The organism is Paraburkholderia megapolitana (assembly GCF_007556815.1).
Taxonomy (GTDB): domain Bacteria; phylum Pseudomonadota; class Gammaproteobacteria; order Burkholderiales; family Burkholderiaceae; genus Paraburkholderia; species Paraburkholderia megapolitana.
Window position 1 is genome coordinate 975472 of sequence record NZ_CP041743.1, and the last position, 22894, is coordinate 998365.

Here is a 22894-nt window from a genome sequence, read left to right on the forward strand (position 1 = left end):
CTGGCTGCGAGGTGCCAGCGCCGCAGGCAAACACCATTTCCACTACAACTCAAAGACCTTTCCGTTCGGGCTGACCTTCATGCCATGGGCGAGTCGCGTCCACGGGATGTCGGCGGGATCAGCGATCATCGAGCCTGGAGACTTGGCAATCAATACCGCCTCAGCCATGCGCTCAAAATCCGCTCTGAAGTGCACCGAGCTTTTGTTGACGACGATTTTTGCCGTCTCCGGATCGATACCCGCAACCTTGTAGAACGCCCGATCCAGCATCTGCACTTTCGCGGAGGCCACGACAATCCGCACCCCGGCGATGCTCAGACATGCCGTCGGTCCGAGTTCAATCGTTGCGCCCGCCAGCATTTCCCCATGGCAGATGCAACGGCCGTCCGAAAGATGCTCGACTCGAAACGTTCCCTCAAAGCCGTCACCTGACTGTGTCCCCAGTCGAAGGGAAATTGCAGCACCAACGCCGGCCGCGTGTGCAGCGCCAGCTGCAGCGGGATCATAAAAAATACCCAGCACGGCATCTTCGGCGCGCTGCCCGACCAACGCCTTGAGAATTCCCGTGGTGTTAGAGTCGCCGCCCGCGCCAGGATTGTCTTGCGTATCGGCAATGACGACCGGCTTGTCAGCACCCCGAGCGATCCGGATCGCTTCGGCGACAGCTTCGTCGGCGGACAGAAACTGAACGCGCCAATGGGATTCTTGCGATACGACACACTCATACAACTCGTCGACGGCTCTATTGACCGCATCGACATCGTGCCCATAACCCCAGATAACCGGGCCACATTCTGGAAAATCTGCAGCAGGAAATCCGGGCGTAAACGACAGCGATGCAACATCTCCCACTTCAAGCTCGGCGAGTCGTTCATACACGGCTTTCGCGGGCTCGAACATGGTGCTCATTGCATTGATCGGGATCAGGAACGGCACGCGTCGTACCGCTAGATGTAACGGCTTGCCTCCCAACATGACTTCCAGCAACCGCGCCGTGCGCTTCCCCGTTTCAGCCATGTCGACGTGTGGATAGGTGCGGTATGCGACCAGTCCGTTCGCATGATCCAGCATCCGGCCGGTCATGTTTGCATGCAGGTCGAGCGAAGCCACGATCGGAATGTTGCCTCCTATCGCCGTTCTTAAGCGCGACAGCAGCTCGCCCTCACCGTCATCGACATGCTCGGCCACCATGGCGCCATGAAGATCGAGGTAAATGGCATCGGGCGCATGTTGCCGGGCCGCATCCACAATTTCGTTCGTGAGACGTTCAAACGTTTCGCGTTCGACAGGCGCAGAGGGAATCGCATTGGCCCAAACGGACGGAACAAAGGTGTGTCCGTTCGCTTCCGCTTCCTTCATAAAACCTGCAACAGGCAGGTTCAATGACTTGAACGTCAGGATTTCCGCACCGCGCGACAATGGCGGCCCGCTCCCACCATGAACAAAGTCTTCGTAAGCTGCCCTGGTGGACGCAAACGTATTGGATTCATGCCGGAACCCAGCGAGCATAATCCGCATCACACCTCCCCGCGCTTCGCGGCAGGGCGCATTATCGCCATGGATATGGCGCCGACAATCAACAGACCGACCATGACGGCCAGGCCGCCGCGGATATCGCCTGTCGCAGCTTTCGCCCAACCTATGATGGTCGGACTAACGAATCCGCCGAGCAAACCGATCGAATTGACCAGCGCGATCCCGATCGCCGCATCCGGTCCCTTTAGATACTCAGATGGCATGGCCCAGAACACGCCGTATGCTGAATAGACGAGCGCTGTCGCCAACGTGATCGACACCAGTGCGATCGTGAATCGATGCATGGCGTATGTCCCCACCGCCAAAGCTAGTGCACCGGCCAGTAACGGTATCGTGCTATGCAAGCGCCGCTCGCCTAGCCGGTCAGACCTTCTGGCTAGCACCATCATCACCGGAATGGCAACCAGATAAGGAATCGCCGAATAAAAACCGATGCGGACCGTACTATCTTCGCCTGCAATCTTCAGCAACGTGGGCAGCCAGAATGCGACGGTATAAAGTCCACTGATCATGCAGAAGTACGGCAACGCCAACGCGTAGATTTTCGGATTTCGCAATACCCTGGACACCTCGGCGAGCGAGGCCGCCCGCGGCGTGCTGGGTTCCCCCCGCGCAACATCGAGTTGCCGCCGCTCGTCGTCGGATAGCCAGCGAGCATGCACCGGATAGTCGTCGAGATAGAAAAACGCCACCACGCCCAGAATGACAGCCGGGGCACCTTCAATCAAAAACATCCATTGCCATCCAGCCATTCCGTAAGCGCCGTCTAACGTTGTCATCGCCCATCCGGAAAGCGGACCACCCAGCATGGCGGCGATGGGCGTCGCGCTGAGCACGATGGACAATGCCCGCGCCATTTGCGTTCGTGGATACCAGCAGGTCAGATAGAAGATCATCCCCGGCGCAAATCCAGCTTCGAACACCCCGAGCAGAAACCGCAACGCATAAAAAGACTGCTCGTTTCGCACGATGAGCATCGCCACCGACGTCAGTCCCCACAGGACCATGATTCGGCTCAGCGTTTTACGGGCCCCGATTCGGGTCAGCAGAAAATTGCTGGGCATTTCGAACAGCACATAGCCCAGGAAAAAAATGCCTGCCCCCAAACCGTAAGCGGCGTCACCGAGGCCGATCGCGCCGGCCATCTGCAATTTTGCAAACCCGATGTTGGTTCGATCGAGGCTCGCAAACGCGTAGCACAAAGCCAGAAACAGCAGAATTCGCCTGTCGATGCGGCTAAACAACTGCGCCTGCTCGCCGCCCGATGCTGCCACCATTGTCTTGAACACTAAATTCTCCCGAATCAAGGAATCTGCCCCACCACGCTGTGCGATCCACTGCGTGGAACCAGCCGCGCTCGCTGATGAACGGACACCCCTCTTCCGGAAACAGTCGGTCATCAATATAGTCGGGGGGCGTGCGCCGCGTGCTAGCTATTTTCGTTGCGTGCCAAACCGAAAAAGGCAACGCACCGTAATTAATCTGCAATTTATATGCTAGATGAATCTCATGAGAATGAATGATCGACGCCGTTCCTACTTTATCGAGGTCATGAAACACTCCTCGATACGTGAAGCCGCGTATCACCTGAACACTGCGGCATCTGTGATTACCCGGCAACTCGATCGCCTGGAAGAAGAGATTGGTGCCGCACTGTTCCACCGGCGTTCCTACGGCATTATTCCAACTGAGGCGGCCCATCGGTTACTCGACTACTACCGCACCTGTCAGATCGCCGCCGAACGTTTCCAGGAGGACCTGCAGGGCGAGTTACACGGCACGGTCCACGTAGCCATGACGGAAGGCTATGTCACGCCGCTAGCCGCAAAGGTGATTCCGGCATTCTCGGCAGCGCATCCCGGTGTCGATCTGCAACTGTTCGTGCTGACAGCCAACAGCGTCATTAGCGAAATACAGGGTGAACGCGCGCATATTGGATTGTCGTACAACCCGCCCGATCTGCCCGACCTGCAGATTTGTGCCAGCGCATCCCGCCCAGTCATGCTATGCGTTTCACCGCATCATCCGCTTGCATCGTTGACCTCGCCCATCTCATTGCGCGACGTTCTGCCTCATCGCTTCGCGATCATGCCGGAACCCTACGGGCTCGGACAACTTATACAAGCCGTCGCGTTGAGTGAAGGCGTTCGTCTCGCGCCCTTTCTCACGACGAATTCTGTTGCTATCACGAAGGCTTTTGCTTTATCCGGAACAGGTTGCGCGTTTCTTCCTCGCACGGCGATCACGGAGGAGGCCAACTCCGGCAAGCTGGTTGCGTTGCCGTTGGCCAACCCGCTATTCGAACAGGCGCAAATGAAAATCCTGATCAAGGAGAACCGCCCATTGCCGCGAGCGGCGCAAGCTTTTCTGGAGTTCATCAAGGAGCGCGCTGGAATATTTGCTGACGCCAGTCGCGCACCTGCATAGTCTTGCTGGGCGGACGAAGTGTTAGCGCTCGGACGGGTCTCAGATCGCGACCGGCTGTTCGAGTCGCAACGCGCGCCTTGTGGTATCGAGCCGCACCTGCGCGCCTAGCGGCAGCGTCAGATTCGGATCGCAATGACCGCTGGGCCAACCGGTCAGGACGGGAATGCCGAGCGATTCGAATGTCCTGCGCAACAGCGGATGAAGTAAAGCAGGATCGACGGCGTCATTCGGCTGTTCGCCGAGCTCAGTAAAGCTCCCTACCAGCACACCCTTAAGCGTAGCCAGCTTGCCGGCTAGCCGCAGTTGCGTCAGTAAGCGGTCGACTCTCGAAGGTGTTTCGCCGATATCTTCGATAAAGAGAATCGCGTCTTTGGTATCGAGTTCGTAAGACGTGGCGAGCATACTGCAAAGCAAGGCGAGGTTGCCGCCGACCAATCGCCCGGTTGCGACGCCGGGTGCGAGTACGGTCAGGGTGAAATCCGCTGGAGGTTCAATCCATTCTCCTGGCACCACGCCTCCCTGAACCATCGCAAACACACTTGACTCGGTAGGTGCCCGCTTGTCGATCAGCAGGTCGGACGACAGCATTGGCCCGTGGAAGGTAACGAAGCGTGAGTGCCGTTGGATCGCCACATGCAGCGCAGTGATGTCGCTGTAGCCTATGAAAGGCTTCGGGTTCGCGCGCAACAGCTCGTAGTTGATCTTGTCGACCAGTTGTGTTGAGCCGAAACCGCCCCGCAGACACCACACCGCGCCGATATCGGGTGCGGTGAATGCCGCATGCAAATCGTCCCGCCGTGCATCGTCGGTGCCGCCCAGGTACTCGAACGGTACGTCTAGCGAAGCACGCGTTGCCGGCATCACGCGCGCCGCGAACCCTCGTGAAGTCAGCCAGCGCGCCGCTTCATCGACCTTGTCCGGTGCGGTTGAAGCAGGCGCCACGATAGCCACCCCTCCACCTGGCTTTAACGCCGGTACAGGCGCGATAGCAAACCCAGTAGAAGACGACCCCGCGCCAGAAGAGAGAGAAGCACATCCGCTAACGGCTGCACTTGAGATGGACAGCGCACTCGTGCGAGCCAGGAAGTGTCGTCGATTCATTGCAGTTTTTGTTTGTACGCTCATGAAATTCGAACTTCAGAAGGAAGGCAAACGCAGCTAGGCGATGCGCAGTTGCGCCAGCTCTTCCGATATCAGTTGCCCAAGCGCCGCAATATTGCGTTCGATACGCTCGTCCAGCGGCATACCCATGTTGAGCCGAAAACAATGATTCAAGCTGCCGTCGATACAAAATAGCTGACCTGGCGCAAACGCGATTCCGTTCGGGAGCGTCCTGCGCAACAAGGCCTCAGAATCGAAGCCGCGTGGCAATTCCACCCATAGCCAATGGCCACCCAAAACCGCATAACTACGCGCTTCCACAGGAAAGTGACGTTGCACGGCTGCCCGGTACGCTTTGGCATAGCCTGCGAGCGTCTGACGCAAACGACGTAAGTGTGGCTCAAACAGGCCGCTCGCCATAAACGCGGCTAACGTGTGCTGAAAGAGCGGCGCAGGCTCCGGCATAAAGTCGAGCTGCCTGTGCAGGTTGGTTACTGCAAAACCCATAGACATACCAGGGCTGACCAAGTCGCTTAGATTCGTGATGTAGTGCACCTGCCCGGTTTGATCAAACGCCTTGAAAGGCAACGGACGGCTCTTGCCAAAATACAGCTCTCCGTTCTGATCGTCCTCGATAAGCGGCACACCATGCTTTGCCAGCAGCTCGACAGTGGAACGCTTGGCTTCGTCGCTCATCAGTCCGCCGGTCGGATGCGAAAAGTTCGCCGAGAATACGCATGCCGTCACGCGCTCCCTTTTCAGTACGAAATCGAGCGTATCGGTGGATAGGCCGTGCTCCGGATGAGCGGGTATTTCAAGCACTTTCAGCTCCATCGCATCCAGGTCTCGTAACAGCCTCATCGAAGCCGGCGATGCGATTGCAACAGTGTCGCCCGGTTTGGTCAGCAGTCGCAGCAGCGCCCGATGGGTGAATTTCCCACCGGGCGTGATCGTGATGTCTTCAGCACGCCAGTTGCAACCCATTAAACGTCCGCGGCGTGCCAGCTGTTCCGCGAGCGGCGATTGCGCGCACATGTCTCCCAACGTAAAAAAGGAAGGATTGCGGCGCGCCTGAGCGGTCATGATGCGTTGCAGTGCTACGACCGGATACAACTCCGGATCGATCATGGCAAACAGCATGGGCTGATCCTTCACTTCCAGCCGGTCGAGTTCGCGAAGCAAGGCGCGCTGCGCCGGCAATGAAGGCTGCGCGACCACTTCGCGGCGGGACTGTTGCGGCAAGCCTGCGATTGTCCGCCGTTCCCGAACATAGAAGCCAGAACGCGGGCGTGCCGCGATCAGGCCCGCGTCTTCCAGCAAGTACAGTGCGTGCGTAACCGTGGCACTGCTTCCTTTGAAGCGCGAACATAAGGCGCGGATTGACGGCAACTTGTCACCGGGGCGAAACGTCCCTGCGCAGATTTCTTCGTGCAGTTGACTGGCAAGCTCGCCGTAACGGGTCGTTCGATCCCACATCCGTAATCCACCTGTTTTCGGAACACCGCCACACGGTTTCCGGTGTCGGCTTACATCAACGAATATCAAAGACGGCTTGATGCCGGATCGGTCAATACGACGGCGGGATCTATGGCGTAGCGGCAACCGAGTCAATTCTAACAGCGCCCCACGCCAATCACCGCACTCCGGCAGGCGCCTTAACTGTACTGATCGATCGAGGGATACAGAGGGAAAAAAGGATGCAGTGCGACGGTCCAGATTGTTGTGCCTGCCGCTATCGCCCGATATCGCCGTTACGCAGAATGTCTAGACCACGAAGCGGATCGAAAACAGGAAAACACATCATGAACCAGCAGCAACCATGCTCGAACCAGGATTACGCAACACCGGAAGAATCGGTCCAGGAACGCCTTGATCAGGCCGCTCGATTGCAGCGATTGATCCGGCATCTCTGGCACTAGTGGTTGCACGCACCTTTACTTTATGCTCTCGAAACTTGAAGAAGCGACGCCGGCAATCCTGCTCGGCGGCAAAATTCGCGCGTTGAGGCAGCGGCTAAAACGCACACTCGACCACACAGCAACCGCAGCCGGTATTTCGAAGCCGTTTCTTTCTCAGGTTGAACGAGGACTTGCCACGCCGTCCATCAGGTCGCTGAATGGGATTGCGAGCGCGCTCGGTGTCGCGGTGCAGTACTTTGTGAATGCGCCCGCCGAACGGCAGCCGGTGCGTTCCAGCGCTGAGCTGAAATTTTTTAAGTTTGCGGAATCGGCGAACCTGTTCGCGCAGCTCACACGTGAATCGAGCTCTCAACAACTCGAGGCTGTTCTCGTCAGGTTCCCACCCGGGCAAAGGCAACCTGGCGAGATGCTCACCAGGGCGAGCGAAGAGTTTCTGTACGTTATCTCCGGCGAGGTGTCGCTGACATTGGGACGCGAGACGTTTGAATTGCAAGCGGGAGACAGCGCACATTACTCGTCTGCGCTGCCACGTGAATGGATGAATAGTCAGTGCGTTGAGGCACTTGCGCTTTGGGTGGGTACGCCGCGGTTGCTTTAGAGGTTCGGGGAAAGCCGAAGATTTCCCCACGTCTTTCAAACCCGAACCCCGCGCCGCTCAGAACTGATACCCCACCTTCACACTCCCCGCCTGCGCCGACGCATGCGTGGTATTAATCAGCGCGTCATAACCGAGCGACACCGTCAGCGCTTTAGTCGGCTGCATACTCACACTCACGCCCGTAGTCAGATACCCACGCGGCAAACTCGTACCCGGCGCGGTAAACAGCGTCCCATCCTGCGACGTCACCGTAACAGAGCGACCCGCGTCGAGTACTTCATGCGCGTATCCGAGTCGCAGTTGCACATTCACCGGCCGCATCGCATCGCCGAACGCCTTGTCGATCGTCACCTCGGCATAGGGCTGCAAGCTGTGCACGTTGTCGGTTCCGACGTTCAGATCCTGCCCGCCTGCCCCGCTCTCGCCAAACCCATTGCCATGGAAGTACGCGTAACGCAGCCCGATGCGCGGTGTGATCACGAAACTACCGAGCGTCAGCGGCAAGCTAGCCTGTCCACCTGCCGTCAGTTCCTGACCGGTATGGTCGCCCTGCGCGGTACCGGGCGTGCCGAACGGCCGCTTCTGCGACAGGAAGTCGAGCCCGTAGCCCAAGGTAGCCGACACGCCTACCGGACCGAGCCAGCGGTTGCCATACAGCGCCGCGCGCAGCGTGTCGATGGCGCCTGAATCGCCGGTGTTCTGCTCGTCGATATCGGTGTGGGTGTAGCCTGCGGCGACACCCACGGTGTAGTCCCCGAGGCGCTGGTCGAGTCCTGCAAGGAAACCGTACTGGTTGGCCTGGAAGCCGGGCTCGCCGTTCGCGCCACCGACATTCGTATGCGTGCCCGTGGCATTGATCCAGCCATCCGGCACAGCCACCGTTGCAGCAGACGCACGCCCCATCCGGTCCAGCAGTGCAGCGTTCAGCGCCTGGGCATCGAGCGAGGCGATCGATCCCACCGCCGTGTAGATGCTGGTATCCACCGGTGCAACGACGACCGGATTCGTCGAACCACCGGGCCCGGTATTGCCCGGACCCGTATTACCCGGACCGGTCGCATTCGCGAGCACAAGCTGGACATTGTTGGCGCCGTAGGTCACGGACTGTTGCAGCGTGCCGAGATTCGCGCCGGTAGCCGTCGTGCTGGTAAAGCGTCCGCTGACTCCGTTCGCAGCCGAGACGATGGTGTACTGCGTCGCGCTATAGGTGCCGGGGTCGTAGGTGAGCGCCAGCACGCCGTTGAGCGTCGCTGCGCCGCCAACCTTCAGCAGCGAGGCGGCAGTGGGACTGACTTCGATAGAGAGCGTCGAGTTACTCGCCTGGCTGTAGTTGCCATTAACGGTAAGCGTGCCGATCGTGCCGCCGGGCGCAACCGTGCCGCCATTGCTGGTCACATCGCCGCTCACGGTGCCATGGCCGCGCAGCGTACCGTTCGCATCGACGGTGACGTTGCCGCCCAGCACCGCACCGGGCGTGTTGATATCGCCGACTTCGAGCGTGCCCGCATCGATCGCGGTCGTGCCGGTAAACGACGCGCTTGTTCCATCGAACACCATCGTCCCCGCGCCTTGCTTCACGATGTTGCCGCTACCGTTGAACGTACCGTTGAAGGTGCCGCTTGCGTTAGTCAGCGTCAGGGTTTGTTTGCCCACCGCAACCGCGCCGTTTCCCGCCAGATTCGCAATGGATGCACCGCTCGTCGTGCCGGAAATATCGAACACGCCGTTATCGACCACGCCGCTCGCACTGCCGATGGTGCCGGTGCCAGTCAAGGCCAGCGTACCGGCATTGATCGTCGTGGCGCCGGTGTAGGTGTTGGCGCCGTTCAAGGTCAGCGTGGCGTTGCCGTCTTTGGTCAGGGCTCCACCGCCGGATATCTGGCCGTTGAGCGTCAGCGCCTGGCTGCCCAGTACATCGAGCGCGCTACCCGAAGCGAGCTTCACATTGTTCGGAAGCGCGGTAGCGACGCTCGCATCCAGCGAGGCCGCGCCGCCGACACTCAGCGCACCGCTGCCCAATGCCGCGCTGTTACCCAGCACCAGACCGCCCGCATTGAGCGCCACACCGCCGGTAAACGTATTTGCGCCGCTCAAGGTCTGCACACCGCTACCGACCTTTACGAGCCCACCGGAACCGTCAATCAGACCGCCAAAACTCGTGTTGCCCACACCACCGAGCGTCAGCGTGTTGGTGCCGAGATTCACGCTGCCGGTTGTGCCCGCCAGCGAACCAATGGCCTGGTTGCCGGCCGCGGAGATATCGAATATACCTGTACCGCTCAATGCCACCGCGCCCGTAGCAGACAGGCTGCCGCCCGCGCCGAGCGCCAGCATACCGGCCGTGATGGACGTGCCACCGGTGAACGTATCGGCGCCGGTCAGCGTCAGCGTCGCCGCACCGCTCTTGATCAGGCTGCCTGCACCGCCGATCACACCACCAAGCGTCGTCGCATTCGAGCCGAGCACGTTTAGCGCTACACCGCTGGCAAGCGTGACATTGTTGTTAACGGTCAATGCGGCACTGTCATCCAGGGTCGCGCCACCGGTGACGTTGAGCGCGCCCGTGCCAAGCGCAGTATTGTTGCCGAGCATCAGACCACCGGCCTCGAGCGTCACGCCGCCTGAGAACGTGCTTGCACCGCCCAGCGTCTGCACACCGGCTCCGGTCTTGATCAGCCCACCGGTGCCCGTGATCGCACCGCCATAGTTCCCGTTGCTGGTGTCGTTGAGCGTCAGCGTGTTGGCGCCGAGCGCCACGCTGCTGCCGGCAACGCCATTCAAGGCACCGATCGACTGATTGCCGCCCGCGGAAATATCAAAAGCGGCGCCCGCGGCAGCAAGATCGACCGTACCGCTTGCGTAGAGGCTGCCGCCCGCGCCGATCGTCAGTGTGCCGGCATCGATGGTGGTGCCTCCGGTGAAGACGCTGTTGCCAGTCAACGTTTCGGTGCCCGTACCTTGCTTGATCAAACTGCCGGTACCGGCAATCGACCCACCGAACACCCCGTCATTCGCGCTCCCCACCACCAGTTGGTCGGCACCGAGGTTGACTTCGCCGGAGCCAACCAAGGTACCGACTATCTGCGTGCCGTTACCCGCGGAAAGATCGAGCGTCGTCCCGGACGTCAGATCGACCGTACCGGTACTCGCCAGGCTCGCTCCGGCGCCCAAAGCCAGCGTGCCGGAATTGACGAACGTGCCGCCTGTGTAGGTGTTGTTGCCATTGAGCGTCAACGTCGCCGAGCCGTCCTTGACGAGGCTCCCTGTGCCCGACAGCGCACCGTTGAGTGTCAGCGCGTTAGTGCCCTCCACCGTGAGCCCCGCATTGAGAACGATGTTGTTACCGAGGGTAATCGCGCTATTGGAATCGAGTGTCGAATTGCCGCCCACCGTCAGGGCACCCGTGCCAAGCGCACTGTCGTTACCGACGATCAATCCTCCGGCATTGAGCGTCACCCCGCCACTAAACGTATTGGGTCCGGACAGCGTTTGCACACCAGCACCATCCTTGACCAGACCACCCGCACCGCTGATCGCACCGCCGAAGCTGCTATCGCCCACACCGTTCAGCGTCAGGCTATTGCCGCCGAGATTGACCGCGCCGGATGTGCCCGCGAGCGATCCAATGGTCTGATTGCCGCCTCCGGAAATATCCAGTGTGCCGCTTCCTGCCAGCGTCACCGCGCCCGTCGCCGACAGGCTTCCGCCTGCGCCGATGGCCAACGTGCCCGACAGGATGTTCGTGCCGCCGGTATAGGTGTTCTCGGCCGTTACGGTAAGCGTCGACGTGCCGTTCATGGTGAGGCTACCGGCGCCGGAGATCACGCCGCCTAGCGTGAGGGCGTTACCGCCCTGCACGGTGAGCCCGGCGCTCGCACCCAGCACTACGTTGTTGCCCAGATCCACGCCGTTCGCGCTGGCGCCAAGCGTAACCGCGGCATTCACGTTCAGGGAGCCGGTTCCCAATGCGCTGTTGTTGCCCACCAGCAGACCGCCCGCGTCCAGCGCAATGCCTCCGCTGAATGTGCTGGCGCCGTCAAGGGTTTCTGTCCCGGTCCCGCTCTTGATCAGCCCGCCGGTTCCGCTGATCGAACCGACAAACGTGGAATCGCCGGCGCCATCGAGCGTAAGCGTGTTGGCGCCGAGCGTCACGCTACTGCCGAGACCACCAGCCAGCGTACCGATCGTCTGATTTCCGCCGCCTGAAATATCGAAGGTGGCACCGGGCTGGTCCAGGTTGACTGCACTGTCTGCCGCAAGACTGCCACTGCTGCCCAGCGCCAACGTACCTGCGTCGATCTCGACGCCGCCGGTAAACGTGTTGGTACCGTCGAGGGTCACGATAGCTGTGCCGCTCTTGATCAAGCTTCCGGCGCCCGAAATCACGCCGTCGAGCACCAGGCTCTGGGTACCGGACAACGTCAATGCAACACCAGCCCCGAGGACCACCTGATTGCCCAGCGTCGTTGCGCTCGCGCCACCGAGCGTTGCGTTGCCGGTAACACTGAGCGTGCCCGTCCCCAGTGCCGAATTGCTGCCGACCAGCAGACCGCCCGCACTGAGGACGACGCCCCCAGTGAACGTATTGATGCCTGACAAGGTCACGGTAGGCGTCGACGTGCCATTGATGATGAGATTGCCGGCACCGGAAATCACGCCAAGGAGCGTGAACGCATTCGCTCCCTGCACGGTGAGTCCCACCCCCGCGCCCAGTATTACGTTGTTGTTCAAATTGACGTTGTTCGCGCTGGCGGCAAGCGTAGCTGCGCCATTCACATCGAGGCGACCCAATCCGAGCGCACCGTTGTCCCCCACCTGCAGGCCACCCGCGTTCAGCGTGACATCTCCGTTGAAAACGTTCGGGCCATTGAAGGTTTGCGTACTGGGGCCGTTCTTGATCAGCCCGCCGGTTCCGTTGATCGTGCCGGCAAACGTGGCATCGCTAGTGCCATCGAGCGTCAGCGTGTTGGCGCCGAGCATCACGGTAGTGCCCACGGTACCCGCCAGCGAACCGATGGCCTGATTTCCCGTCACCGAGATATCGAAGCCGGCGCCGGGCCCTCCCAGGGTCACCGCGTTGTCTCCCCCAAGACTGCCACCGCTGCCCAGCGCCAACGTGCCTGCGTTGATGTCGACGACACCGGTAAACGTGTTGGCACCATTGAGTGTCACGGTAGCCGCACCGCTCTTGATCAGGCTCCCGCTGCCCGAAAGCACGCCATTGAGTACCAGCGTCTGATTGCTCGGCAACGTCAATGCGGCGCCGGCCCCGAGGACCACCTGATTGGCCAGCGTTATTGCGCCTGTGCCATCCAGCGTTGCGTTGCCGGTAACGTTGAGCGCACCCGTACCCAGCGCGGCATTATTTCCAAGCAGCAGTCCGCCCGCACTGAGGACGACGCCTCCGGTAAAAGTATTGCTTCCCGACAAGGTCACCGTCCCGGTGGCGGCATCGGTCAATACACCGCTGCCGGCAATCGCGCCACTCAGCGTAAAGGCATTGGAACCTCCAAGCGCAAGACCTCCCGCATTCAACGATACGGCGTTGGCCAACGTCAGTCCCGCCACGCTGGACCCAAGGGCTCCACCGTTGGCGATCAGCGTACCGGCGCCAAACACGCCTCCATCGTTGATATTGACCAACCCGCCATTGAGCGTCGCGCCTGCGCTGAGGATCGCACCCTGCAGGTTCCACGTCCCGCTATTGACAATGAGATTCGGGAAATCCAGGTAGGAGGCGGCGTTGATGGTCGTAACCGGTCCGCTCGTGCCGGAGCCTGTACCGGTCGCCGAGTTTTGCAGAATCAGCGTGTTGCCGCTGCCGATACCGCCGTCGACTTTGCCCGCAGCGGCAAACTGGACAGTGTTAGCATCGACTGTGATCGTGCCGGCGGTGGCAACGCCAGCATCGTTGACGCTCGATCCCGATACCGCAGTAAACGTATTTCCCGTGGCAGTGTCGCCAAGATAAAGACTGCCGTTGATCGTGCCGGCGTTGACGAAGGTGTTACTTGCACCGTGTGCGGTGGGTGTCGCAAGACCGATACGCCCGGTGATCGTGCCGGAGTTGGTGAAATTCACCTGACCACCGCCGTAACTCAGGACGGCGGGAGCATCGGCGGTGGTGAAAGTGCCGACGCCGAAGATCGACATTCCGATGCTGCCGCTGTTCTGGATTGTCGTCACGCCGCCGCTGCCGTTTTGCACCACCAATGCCTGCCCGCCAAAACCCATCAGCGACGCAATGTTGACGAGGCCTTTGATAGCGCCGCCGCTCAGGTTGTTGACGTTGATCGTATTGGCAGCGCTGTTGCCGAGCACCGCGCCACTAGCCGCAAGGCTTAAGCCGCCATTAGTGGTGGGATCGATCGACCCCTGGTTGTTCAGGGTGATGCCATTGCCGTTCAAGGTCAGCGACGAACCGCCGACGATCGGCGGAACGCTCAGTACCGCGCCGCTTTGCACATTCACGGTCACGTCGCTGATGGAACTGGAAAAGCTATTGGTGTTGGAACCGGTAGCGCAGGTAATCGTCGTGCCGGCTGTGACGCATTGAGCGTACGCAGCGTGACTGATCCATGACAACGCCATGGTCGGCGCAAAGGTAAGCAAGACGCTTTTAGCGAGGCGATTCAGTCGAAAATGCCGAACCCGCCGTTGATGTACAACGCCCCTGATCCTGTTCATGCGACTGTCCTCCAAAGCGGCCCGCAAGCGGGTGCGCCTTCGCCTTTGTCATCGTCATGAGGTCCCCTTTTTGCATGGGACGCTCTCTCGCCTCGTAGGCTGGCTTTATAGTTCTTGTCGCAATCGTTCTGGTCGACGATTTAATGCATTCTTTTTCGAATATTAGAACGATCGGACTGCGTCTTAAACGCGGTCAGTCGCGGTCGGTCGTTCAGCGCGAGAGTAGCATTTTTCTTAGCGGAAACGACCTGTTTTAGTGAGTATGAAATCTGTAATATGTTGAGACGGAAAACGTAAACAAGTGCTCGTTGTTATCGTCAGATGATTAATTGAGCGTGATAAAAATGTATGCAGCGTTTCATTGAATTTCTGGTTCATTTTTGCAGGGATTCTTGGGTACTCTTGCCGTTCCGGACAACACACAATCAGCGGAGAAAAGATGATCGATCACACCGGTGTGACAGTCAGCGACTATTCGAAGAGTCTCGCGTTCTATACGGCGGCGCTGGGCGCCATCGGTATCGTCAAGATCATGGAAATTCCTGCGAGCGTGACCGGCGACACCGATGTGGCGGGTTTCGGGCCGCCGGGGAAGGCGGAATTCTGGATTGGTAAGGGCACGCCGAACCACCCGCCCATTCACATTGCGTTTCGGGTGGATAGCCGGGCGGCAGTCGATGCGTTCTACCAAGCGGCTATCGCCGTGGGTGCGCGTGATAACGGGGCGCCGGGAATCCGTGCTTACTATCACCCCGACTACTATGGTGCTTATGTGCTGGATCCGGATGGGCACAATATTGAGGCGGTTTGTCATCTGCCCGGCTGAGCGATCGCACGCGAGTGAGTGGTTAAGCCCCGATCGCGCTCAAGAACAGCCCTCTATTGGCGCCGGTGAATTCCATTTCACGTCGGGACCAATCGACACGCTCGCGGATTTCCGCAGAGCTTGTCGGAATTCCTTCGAAGGCATCGATTCGCTCGCTCCAGAACACAATGTTTTGGGCCTGGCGCTGAAGCATTGCAGTCACGAGCCCGGGACGATCCTGAGACGCTAAACCATACGCGTTGGCAAGTACTCGCAACTGCGCGGCCTGTCGCTCGACAGGCCCTCGCTCTGGTTTGGATGAGACGCACCACGTCCAGGCCATATAACCCACATCCTCGAGAATCGCTCCCGGCTTGGCGAAGTCGAAGTCTATGAAGGCCACCGGTAACCCGTTCTGAAAGACGGTGTTGTTCGGCCCGGGATCGTGGTGACACACGACTGCTTGCGCACCCGCTAGATCGCTCCCGCGGGTGGCGTCATGAAACGATCGGAGCATCGCGCCTGCCGCAGCAATCTGTTCGTCTTCGAAGTACTGGAATTTCTGCGGCACCCATCCTGGCAAAAAGCTGAGCACGTCGCGGCCAGATTCGTCCTGACCGAAATGTCGAGGCACGCATTGGCATCCGACGGTTTCCATGTGCAGGAGGAGGCTTCGAACAAAGGGCGAAGACGAGCTGGCTGGTCGGCGAACGGTATCTCCGACGCGGACGACACCTGCGGTATATCGGCCTCCGCTTAGCGGGAGTTCGACTGGATTCGTTTCATCGTGCATGTGTTTCTGCGCAGCTCCGTCTCGCTGGCACCATCGGGCAGGTGCGATGTCAGGCCGTGATCTCGCGTGCGATGACCTCGACCAACTCAAAATGCAACGTCACAAACTCGAAGTCGTCATGCAGGTGCAGATGCGGCAAGCAGCGAATGTGGCATTCCCGGAACTCATCTGCGCTGGAGAATGCTTCGCCACGCCAAACTTCTTCTGGAATGCTTCCAAACTTGATCGTGTACACCTTGGTTGCCTTGACTATGCAGCGAAGGCGCTGCTTCAAATCGTAGACTTCGATCATGTCACCCGGGACATAACTGCCGTCGCCGTATTCGCCGTAGGGCTTGTAGTACTGCGCGACCGTGTCGGCGGTAACGGTCTTGCGACCATCCATGACGGCGCGCGAAAGGCTGTCGTCGTTTTCGTCAGCGCCCCAGAAAGTCAGTCTCTTTCTTCTGGTCATCTTGAATCCTTGTGGGTCGCAGCTTCCTTAACCGGTCCTTTGGCAAAGTCGGCGTTACGGACGGCGGCGGTCGTTCATTCGCGTTCGCCGGTTCTCACAGTTCCACCACAGCACCCGAATCATCAAAGTAATAGATGTTCTCGTGCTTGAAACCCCAACGGCCACCCGGTTGACTTATATGAGGTTCAAAGGTGAAGCATCCCACCTCGCCCAGACGTCGATGGTTCCCTGCTTCGATGTATAGACGGTCGTCCCTGCGTGCGCAGATGCTGTGGCCAACATTGCCGAGGAAGTCGAGGTTCTCGAATCCTTCCACACGAATCTGTTCATTGGCGAATTCATACAGATCGTGAAAAGAAGTGTCGGGACGAACGAACAGACGCATCTTCTGATGCAAACGGCGTTCCGTCTCATATCCGGACACAAACTCCGGGGAGACCGGCTCTATGCGCGCGACACCTTCCTCGACGTAGAACGATCGCGCACAGTCGCCCCAGACATCCCCGCTTCGAGGACTAAGATCAACGGTCACCAGGTTCCACAAGCCGACTGGTTCGCTACCGGGCTCGTAGATGCGCCCCGACAATGAAACCTTACTGCGAGAGCCCAGCAAAACAAGCGCAGGGCAACTGTAGTACCACGTGTCCGGGTACCCACGATCGGCAAGCATAGCCGCCGCTGCTGTTGCAATCGAGGCCTCCGTCGACTCGGGTGTTATGTGTTCAGCCAACCGTTGCAAGACCTCTTTGGCCGCAACCTGAACGGGCTTATTCAATGGAATTGGCAAAGCTCACTCCGTGATTTCAGGGCGCACATGCCGACGCGTTCGCCCATCGATTGTCGATGATCCGCAAGTCCTTGTCGAATAACTGAAACCGGTCGGTTCGTACGTCAATCACCGCGGCCTATACATTAGACGAGGCTAGACCCAGATTCGCGAGTCACAATCCGAATCCCCACCCCGTCCCGCCTCACCCGATTTCAGGTACATTACCTTCCGATCAAGCAACCGCCGCGCCGCGCAAACATCCATGCATGGCTCTCCTCTTCCAGTCGACCTGTCCGGCCTCGCACCCAGCCTGTACGCGCAGGGATGCGAAGAGCGCATCCTGTCTCGCCTGATGGAGCGGATCGCACCGACGAACCGCTTTTGCGTCGACATCGGCGCGAGCGATGGCCTGCGCAACAGCAATACCGCGCTACTGCTGCGCGAATGCGGGTGGCAGGGTTTGCTGGTCGAAGGCAGCAGCTACCGTTACGAAAAACTCAAAGCCAACTACGGCGACATACAGAGCGTCCAGCTACGCCACGAACGCATCCAGCCCGACAAGGTGAACGAGCTACTCGCCACGGCCGGCGTCCCTGAAGATTTCGATCTGCTCTCAATCGATATCGACGGCAACGATTACTGGATCTGGCGTGGTCTCGATGCCTTCCAGCCTCGCATCGTAGTCATCGAATACAACCCGTACTACACCCCTCCCGAACGTTGGGTCATGTGTTTCAATCCCGACCATGGGTGGGATGGCTCGACCTACTACGGCGCGAGCCTCGAGTCGCTCTATCACCTCGGCAAGAACAAAGGCTATGAACTTGTCTGTTGCGACGATATGGGCAACAACGCTTTCTTCGTGAGACGCGATCTGTACCCGCTTCTCGGCATCGTCAGCAACGATCCGTCAGTGTTGTTCCGACCCGCGATGTACAAGCTGCGCTACGTCGGCCAGAACACATTCTTGAGCGGTCATCCGTATCGCTACGGTCCTGCCGAGCAAATCTGAATGAACGAGCGGTCTGCTACCTTCGATGCAATCTGCGCCGCCTACGCACTAAAGCGCGAAGGACATGCGCGCCAGGTCAGCGAGCGCGTATGGCATCTGCCGACCGATGCCGGCAGCATGGCCGTCAAGCTCTACACCAACGAGCAGCACGCAAGAGCACAGAAAGAAGCCACCGTACTTGCACATCTGCAAGCACACGTCGATTCCCGCTTTCGCATCCAGGCATTGCAACGCACGGCTGCCGGCGAACCCGTGTGGACGGGCCACGACGCACACGCGATGCTGACGCGCTGGGAAGCAGGGCAATTCCGGACCTACGAAACGTTTACCGCTGCCGAATGGGGCGCGCTCGGCGCGAGCCTGGCGGCGTTGCACCTGAGTCTGGATAGCCTGAACCTGCCGGCACTCGACACGATCGGCGCACGCCTCACCGCCATCGACGCAGACGACGTGCGTCGCAGCCTGATCGAAGCGCTTGACCGTGTGCCGCCGGAAAGCACCGCCTTAAGCGTGCGCAGCTACGTCGATGCCTGCCTGCGCATGATCGACCAGCACTACCCCGGCAGCATCGAAGCCTTTCCCGTCGACAATCCGCAGCATCCGATCCACAACGACTACAACCAGTTCAACTATGTGTTCGACGGTAAACTACCGCCGGTTATCCTCGACTGGGAAGCAACCATCGGTGCACCACGCGAATTCGAGGTCGTCCGTTGTCTCAATCATCTGCCGCTGGAGGCGTCAGCGTCGGCCGAGGTATTCGTGCGCGCCTACCTGAGCGTCCGGACACTGGACCCCGAACGCATGGTCTGGGCCGTCGACGCCGCCTGCCTGCAACACGCGCTCAAACTCTGGGTACTACAAGGCTGGTTGGACGATCCACCGCGCTTTGCCTCGCATCTGCAAGGCGCGATGACGATGGTGTCGACGATGGATGGCGCACGCGAGCGCCTCGTCAATTTCTTTTCCAGTTGCCTCGAACCGGGAAGCTAACGTGAACGCAAACGATCCCTCGAGCTCCACACCGTCTGGCGGCCGAAAGCATATCTTTCCGCCGCCAATGGAGCGCAACTATCGCGTGCACGGCGGACGCGTGCAGACACGTTCGCTGGAAGCGCATATCGTCGACCACTGCAACCTGACCTGCGCCGAATGTTGCTCATTGTCGCCGCTACTGCCCGCCTGGTACGCGAGCCCGGCTTCGGTCGCCGACGATCTACGCAAAGCGGCCAAGGTTCTGAACCCCGGCGTCTTCAAGCTGGTCGGCGGAGAGCCGTTGTTGCATCCGCAACTTGTCGAGATCATCGGATGTGTACGCGACACGGGCATTGCACCGCTCATTTCCGTCACCACCAATGGCCTGCAACTCGGCGAGATGCCTGACGGCTTCTGGCAAGCAGTCGATGCCCTGACGATCTCGCGCTATCCCAAACCACGCCTCGCACCCGACCTGGTCGCACATATCGAAGCGCAGGCTGCGCGCTTCGACGTACGTCTGAACTGGAAAGTGCAAGACTCGTTCACGACGATGAACCGCGCGCAGCCGGCCACCGATATCGCCGAAGTCCAGCGCATCTATCACGACTGCTGGATCCGCGAACGTTGCCACATGATCCGCGACGGCATGTTCTACACCTGTACGCGTCCGGCGCATTTTCAGACGTTGTATAAAAGCACGCAGGACTTCAGCTCCGATGGTTTACCGCTGCGCGACGACGCCGGCATGCTCGACGCGCTGCTGGCATATTTGCAGCGCGAAACGCCGCTCGATGCCTGTCTGCATTGTCATGGCGGCAGTGCGCCACAAGCGCCACATCGGATCATGAAGCGCATCGAACTGGATGCCTTGAAGGCACGTTACCCATGATCGTCGGCACGCGAGACCTCTTCGGCTTTGAGCGCCTGCACTACCATCCGCGCAGCGGAAAATGGGCAGGTGGTATTTCGCAACTGCTCCGGGAATCCGGTGAAAGCGCCGGCGAGCCGGACGTCGCAGCCATCGCCGGTTACCTGAATGGCGAGCGTCTGGTCGGGCGCACCGTGTTGCACGATGTGCTGGCCGTTCCTCCAGGCCATGCGCTGATCCAGTCAGCACATGGCCTGGAAGTGCAAGACGCACCCTCTCAGCCAGTGCGCGGCGATCTGGAAACTGTGCTGCGCGAATCCCTGCAACGAGCGCTCGATAGCGGCAAGCGGGTAGCGCTCGCATTGAGCGGCGGACTCGATTCCGCACTCCTGCTCGCACTGCTGCGCGAGCTAGGGGCACAGCAACGCGTGACCTCGTACATCCTCGCCACCGGCATGCCCGACTATTGCGAGCGCGACGCCGCGCTCGAGCTGGCGAACCTCATGCAGGCCAAAGTAAAAATCGTCCAGGCCAGCGAAGCCGACTTCGTGGCCGCGCTGCCCAGAACCACGTACGCTGTCGAAGAGCCGATGTTCAACCTGCATCCAGTGGCCAAGCTGCTGCTGGCCGAAGCGATGGCCGAGGACGGCATCGAGCTGGCGATCTCCGGAGACGGCGCCGACCAGGTGCTGCGCCGCGATCAGTCGGCTAACTACCTGCCGCTGTGCAACGCGTTGTTCGGCGCCGCCTCTGTGGGTCTGCATCCACCGTTCGTAGACACACCTGTGGTCGAACATCTGATCAGCCTTGCCGCCGACCCGAACAAGCAATGCCTGCGCGATCTCGGCGCACGCCTGAACCTGCCCGATCGCCTCGTACACGGCCCCAAGCGAGGCCGATTGGCACCCGCGATGAACCTCGACCCGCTGCTCGAACGTGACCGCATACCTGCGCTCGCCGCAACGCTGAACCTTCCCGCTCCCACGCTGCAACCGGACACCGAACGCGTGCTGTGGACGACCTTGACACTCATCCTGGACCACCTGGGCGCGACGCGTCGCCCGGTATAAATCGACTATGAAACGGATCCTGTTCTGCGTGGTGCCCGAGAAAGGCCACGTCAACCCTTGCATCGGCCCCGCACAGCATCTGCGGGCCGCGGGCTTCGAAGTCGCCTTCTACGCGCCCGCCGATATCAGCGCGCAGCTCGACCATGCCGGCACGTTCACATTCCTCGGGCCACGCGAAACGCCCGAGCGCCACGATCTGTCGCGCGGCGCGAGCTTCGCCGCGAACATTCGCGATGCCGCGTGGCTGCGACGCTGGATCCACACGCTGCTGATCGAGTACACACCCGCACAGGTGGACGGCATCCGCGTAGTGCTGCGGGAGTGGCAACCCGATGTGGTGGTGATCGATCCGCTGCTCTACGCGTCGGCGATCGCGGCGGAGCTGGAGGGACTGCCGTGGGTCGCGATGTCCAATTCTCTAAACCCCGTGCTGCCCGACGATCTCGACTCGGACCTGCTGCGCACCGTGCGATGGCTCGCACCGGAGCGCGACCGTCTGTTCGCGCGCTATGGGCTCGAAGCGCGCTTTCGCGGCTGCGACATCCTCTCCCCGCATCTGACGCTTGCCTTCACCACCGAGGACCTCGTCGGTACGGCACCGCAAGGTGTCGAACTGGTCGGTCCGGCGCTGCCGACAGGCCCGCGCGGCGACGAGACGCCGTTTCCGTGGGAACGCCTCGACTCTGCCAGGCCGCTCGTCTACATGTCGCTGGGCAGCCAGCTTTACTATCAGCCGGAGCTGTTCGCCAAGGTCATCGAAGCGACGCGCGGAACATCTGCGCAACTGGTGCTCTCCGTTGGCGAACTGATCGATAGCGATCTATTGCCTACAGTAGACGATCGCGTCATCGCGGTACGTTATGCACCGCAACTGGCGCTGCTGCAACGAACGCAGGCATTCATCAACCATGGCGGCGCCAACTCCGTGATGGAAGCGCTGGCATGCGGCGTCCCCATGTTGCTATCGCCGTTTTGCAACGACCAGTTCCACTCCGCTCATTTCGTCGAACAGGCAGGCGCTGGACGCTGTCTGGATCTGGAACGCGCAACCGTGCGGGACATCGCCGATGCAATCGGCGATCTGCTGCGTCCTGGTCCGCTGCGCGAGCACGCCGCAAAGATTGCGGCCAGCTACCAACGCGACGGATCGGCACAAGCCGCCAGCCTGATCAGCGAACTCGCTTCAGGAAACCGCCGGGCGACAACGTCATGAGCACGCGGTCTTCGATCTCGCCATCGACTTCGAAGCGCTCGTCGCGAGCGAGGAATGCCTGCACGGCAGTGGCGGGATTGTTGCCACGTCCGTAGGGCTTGCCATCGAACATCCGCTCGGGCAGGTATTCCATAATGGTGTCCATGACGATGACGTAACTGCCGGGCGTGACCAGTCCGGCGTAGCTATCGAGTTCGCGCAAAACATGCTCGTGGGTATGCGTCAGATCGAGGATCACCATCACGGACGAACAACCTTCGATCCGTTCCCGAACCGCCGCTAACGTCGCGGCCGAGCACGATTCACCTTCAATCAATACCATGCGATGGGCAAGGCGATGCGCCTGCAGACGTTGCCTGACCTCTTCGCGCAGACGCGGCTCGACGGCGACGACGCGGCCGTCGCCGCCCACCAGTTCGAGCATCGAGGCGGAGAAAACCACGCCACCGCCTGCCGCAATGCCCGTCTGTACGATACATTCGGGGCGTACGCGCCAGACCAGTTCCTGGATGGCGAGCATGTCGCCGGGCAGGTGAAAGAACCGCTCACCGAGCCAGCGCGTCTGAAACAGGTGATCGAATTCGGCTGCACGCGTCAGCCATTCGATATTGATGTCCCGCATGCGGGCCGAAATTCGCTCATCAGACATGATCAAGGCAACGAG

Annotated in this window: 17 protein-coding genes; 8 read left to right on the top strand and 9 right to left on the bottom strand. The window is 60.2% G+C overall.

All coding sequences use genetic code 11. The features are described 5' to 3' along the window. Nucleotides 1-42: 42 nt before the first annotated feature. Both FNZ07_RS04115 and FNZ07_RS04120 read right to left on the bottom strand, forming a co-directional pair. Complete coding sequence (locus FNZ07_RS04115; RefSeq protein WP_091011723.1) at nt 43-1518, bottom strand: M81 family metallopeptidase; 1476 nt, start codon at nt 1516-1518, stop codon at nt 43-45. Continuing rightward, on the bottom strand, nt 1518-2813 hold the full coding sequence (locus tag FNZ07_RS04120) for an MFS transporter (RefSeq protein ID WP_091011724.1): 1296 nt from the start codon (nt 2811-2813) through the stop codon (nt 1518-1520). Before FNZ07_RS04120 ends, FNZ07_RS04115 begins: the two co-directional genes overlap by 1 nt. A 238-nt stretch (nt 2814-3051) precedes the next feature. Between FNZ07_RS04120 and FNZ07_RS04125 the strand changes: the two genes are divergently transcribed. Beyond that, the gene (locus FNZ07_RS04125) at nt 3052-3963 is read left to right on the top strand and encodes a LysR family transcriptional regulator (RefSeq protein WP_281250542.1); all 912 of its coding nucleotides are present in this window, start codon (nt 3052-3054) and stop codon (nt 3961-3963) included. 39 nt (nt 3964-4002) lie between these two features. On the opposite strand, the gene FNZ07_RS04130 is transcribed toward FNZ07_RS04125, so the two are convergent. Further along, a complete protein-coding gene (locus FNZ07_RS04130) occupies nt 4003-4905 on the bottom strand; it encodes a S66 peptidase family protein (protein ID WP_245811475.1) in 903 nt (300 codons plus the stop codon). A 216-nt stretch (nt 4906-5121) separates the two neighbouring features. Beyond that, nucleotides 5122-6540, bottom strand: a complete 1419-nt coding sequence (locus FNZ07_RS04135) for an aminotransferase-like domain-containing protein (RefSeq protein WP_091011727.1) — start codon at nt 6538-6540, stop codon at nt 5122-5124. Nucleotides 6541-7005: 465 nt separating this feature from the next. On the opposite strand from FNZ07_RS04135, the gene FNZ07_RS04140 reads away from it, so the two are divergent. Then, the gene (locus FNZ07_RS04140; RefSeq protein ID WP_091011728.1) at nt 7006-7581 is read left to right on the top strand and encodes a helix-turn-helix domain-containing protein; all 576 of its coding nucleotides are present in this window, start codon (nt 7006-7008) and stop codon (nt 7579-7581) included. A 57-nt stretch (nt 7582-7638) separates the two neighbouring features. Here FNZ07_RS04140 and FNZ07_RS04145 read toward each other — a convergent pair whose 3' ends face one another. Continuing rightward, nucleotides 7639-14172: an autotransporter-associated beta strand repeat-containing protein gene (locus FNZ07_RS04145; RefSeq protein WP_211367877.1), complete on the bottom strand. Its 6534-nt coding sequence runs from the start codon at nt 14170-14172 to the stop codon at nt 7639-7641. A gap of 535 nt (nt 14173-14707) precedes the next feature. Between FNZ07_RS04145 and FNZ07_RS04150 the strand changes: the two genes are divergently transcribed. Further along, nucleotides 14708-15094 (top strand): VOC family protein, encoded by a 387-nt coding sequence (locus tag FNZ07_RS04150; RefSeq protein WP_091011730.1) that lies wholly within the window; start codon nt 14708-14710, stop codon nt 15092-15094. Nucleotides 15095-15116: 22 nt separating this feature from the next. Here FNZ07_RS04150 and FNZ07_RS04155 read toward each other — a convergent pair whose 3' ends face one another. From FNZ07_RS04155 to FNZ07_RS04165, 3 genes are all read right to left on the bottom strand, one after another. After that, the gene (locus FNZ07_RS04155) at nt 15117-15731 is read right to left on the bottom strand and encodes an aminoglycoside phosphotransferase family protein (protein ID WP_211367879.1); all 615 of its coding nucleotides are present in this window, start codon (nt 15729-15731) and stop codon (nt 15117-15119) included. A gap of 184 nt (nt 15732-15915) precedes the next feature. Continuing rightward, entirely contained in the window at nt 15916-16320 is a 405-nt protein-coding gene (locus FNZ07_RS04160; protein ID WP_245811476.1) for an ASCH domain-containing protein, read from the bottom strand. 94 nt (nt 16321-16414) lie between these two features. After that, a complete protein-coding gene (locus tag FNZ07_RS04165) occupies nt 16415-17107 on the bottom strand; it encodes a M24 family metallopeptidase (RefSeq protein ID WP_211367881.1) in 693 nt (230 codons plus the stop codon). 244 nt (nt 17108-17351) lie between these two features. On the opposite strand from FNZ07_RS04165, the gene FNZ07_RS04170 reads away from it, so the two are divergent. The 5 genes from FNZ07_RS04170 to FNZ07_RS04190 all read left to right on the top strand — a co-directional run bounded on the left by FNZ07_RS04170 (nt 17352) and on the right by FNZ07_RS04190 (nt 22230). After that, nucleotides 17352-18101 (top strand): class I SAM-dependent methyltransferase, encoded by a 750-nt coding sequence (locus FNZ07_RS04170; RefSeq protein WP_091011732.1) that lies wholly within the window; start codon nt 17352-17354, stop codon nt 18099-18101. After that, the gene (locus FNZ07_RS04175; protein WP_091011733.1) at nt 18102-19094 is read left to right on the top strand and encodes a phosphotransferase enzyme family protein; all 993 of its coding nucleotides are present in this window, start codon (nt 18102-18104) and stop codon (nt 19092-19094) included. Between the two features lie 67 nt (nt 19095-19161). Continuing rightward, nucleotides 19162-19968 carry a GTP 3',8-cyclase MoaA family protein gene (locus tag FNZ07_RS04180; RefSeq protein WP_322788643.1) on the top strand — a complete coding sequence of 269 codons (807 nt, stop codon included), beginning with the start codon at nt 19162-19164 and terminating at the stop codon, nt 19966-19968. Then, nucleotides 19965-21017, top strand: a complete 1053-nt coding sequence (locus tag FNZ07_RS04185; protein WP_091011735.1) for an asparagine synthase-related protein — start codon at nt 19965-19967, stop codon at nt 21015-21017. Before FNZ07_RS04180 ends, FNZ07_RS04185 begins: the two co-directional genes overlap by 4 nt. A 7-nt stretch (nt 21018-21024) precedes the next feature. Next, entirely contained in the window at nt 21025-22230 is a 1206-nt protein-coding gene (locus FNZ07_RS04190) for a glycosyltransferase (RefSeq protein WP_091011736.1), read from the top strand. Here FNZ07_RS04190 and FNZ07_RS04195 read toward each other — a convergent pair. Continuing rightward, on the bottom strand, nt 22187-22852 hold the full coding sequence (locus tag FNZ07_RS04195) for a cephalosporin hydroxylase family protein (protein ID WP_091011737.1): 666 nt from the start codon (nt 22850-22852) through the stop codon (nt 22187-22189). The two genes, FNZ07_RS04190 and FNZ07_RS04195, sit on opposite strands and share 44 nt — an antisense overlap. Nucleotides 22853-22894 lie beyond the last annotated feature (42 nt).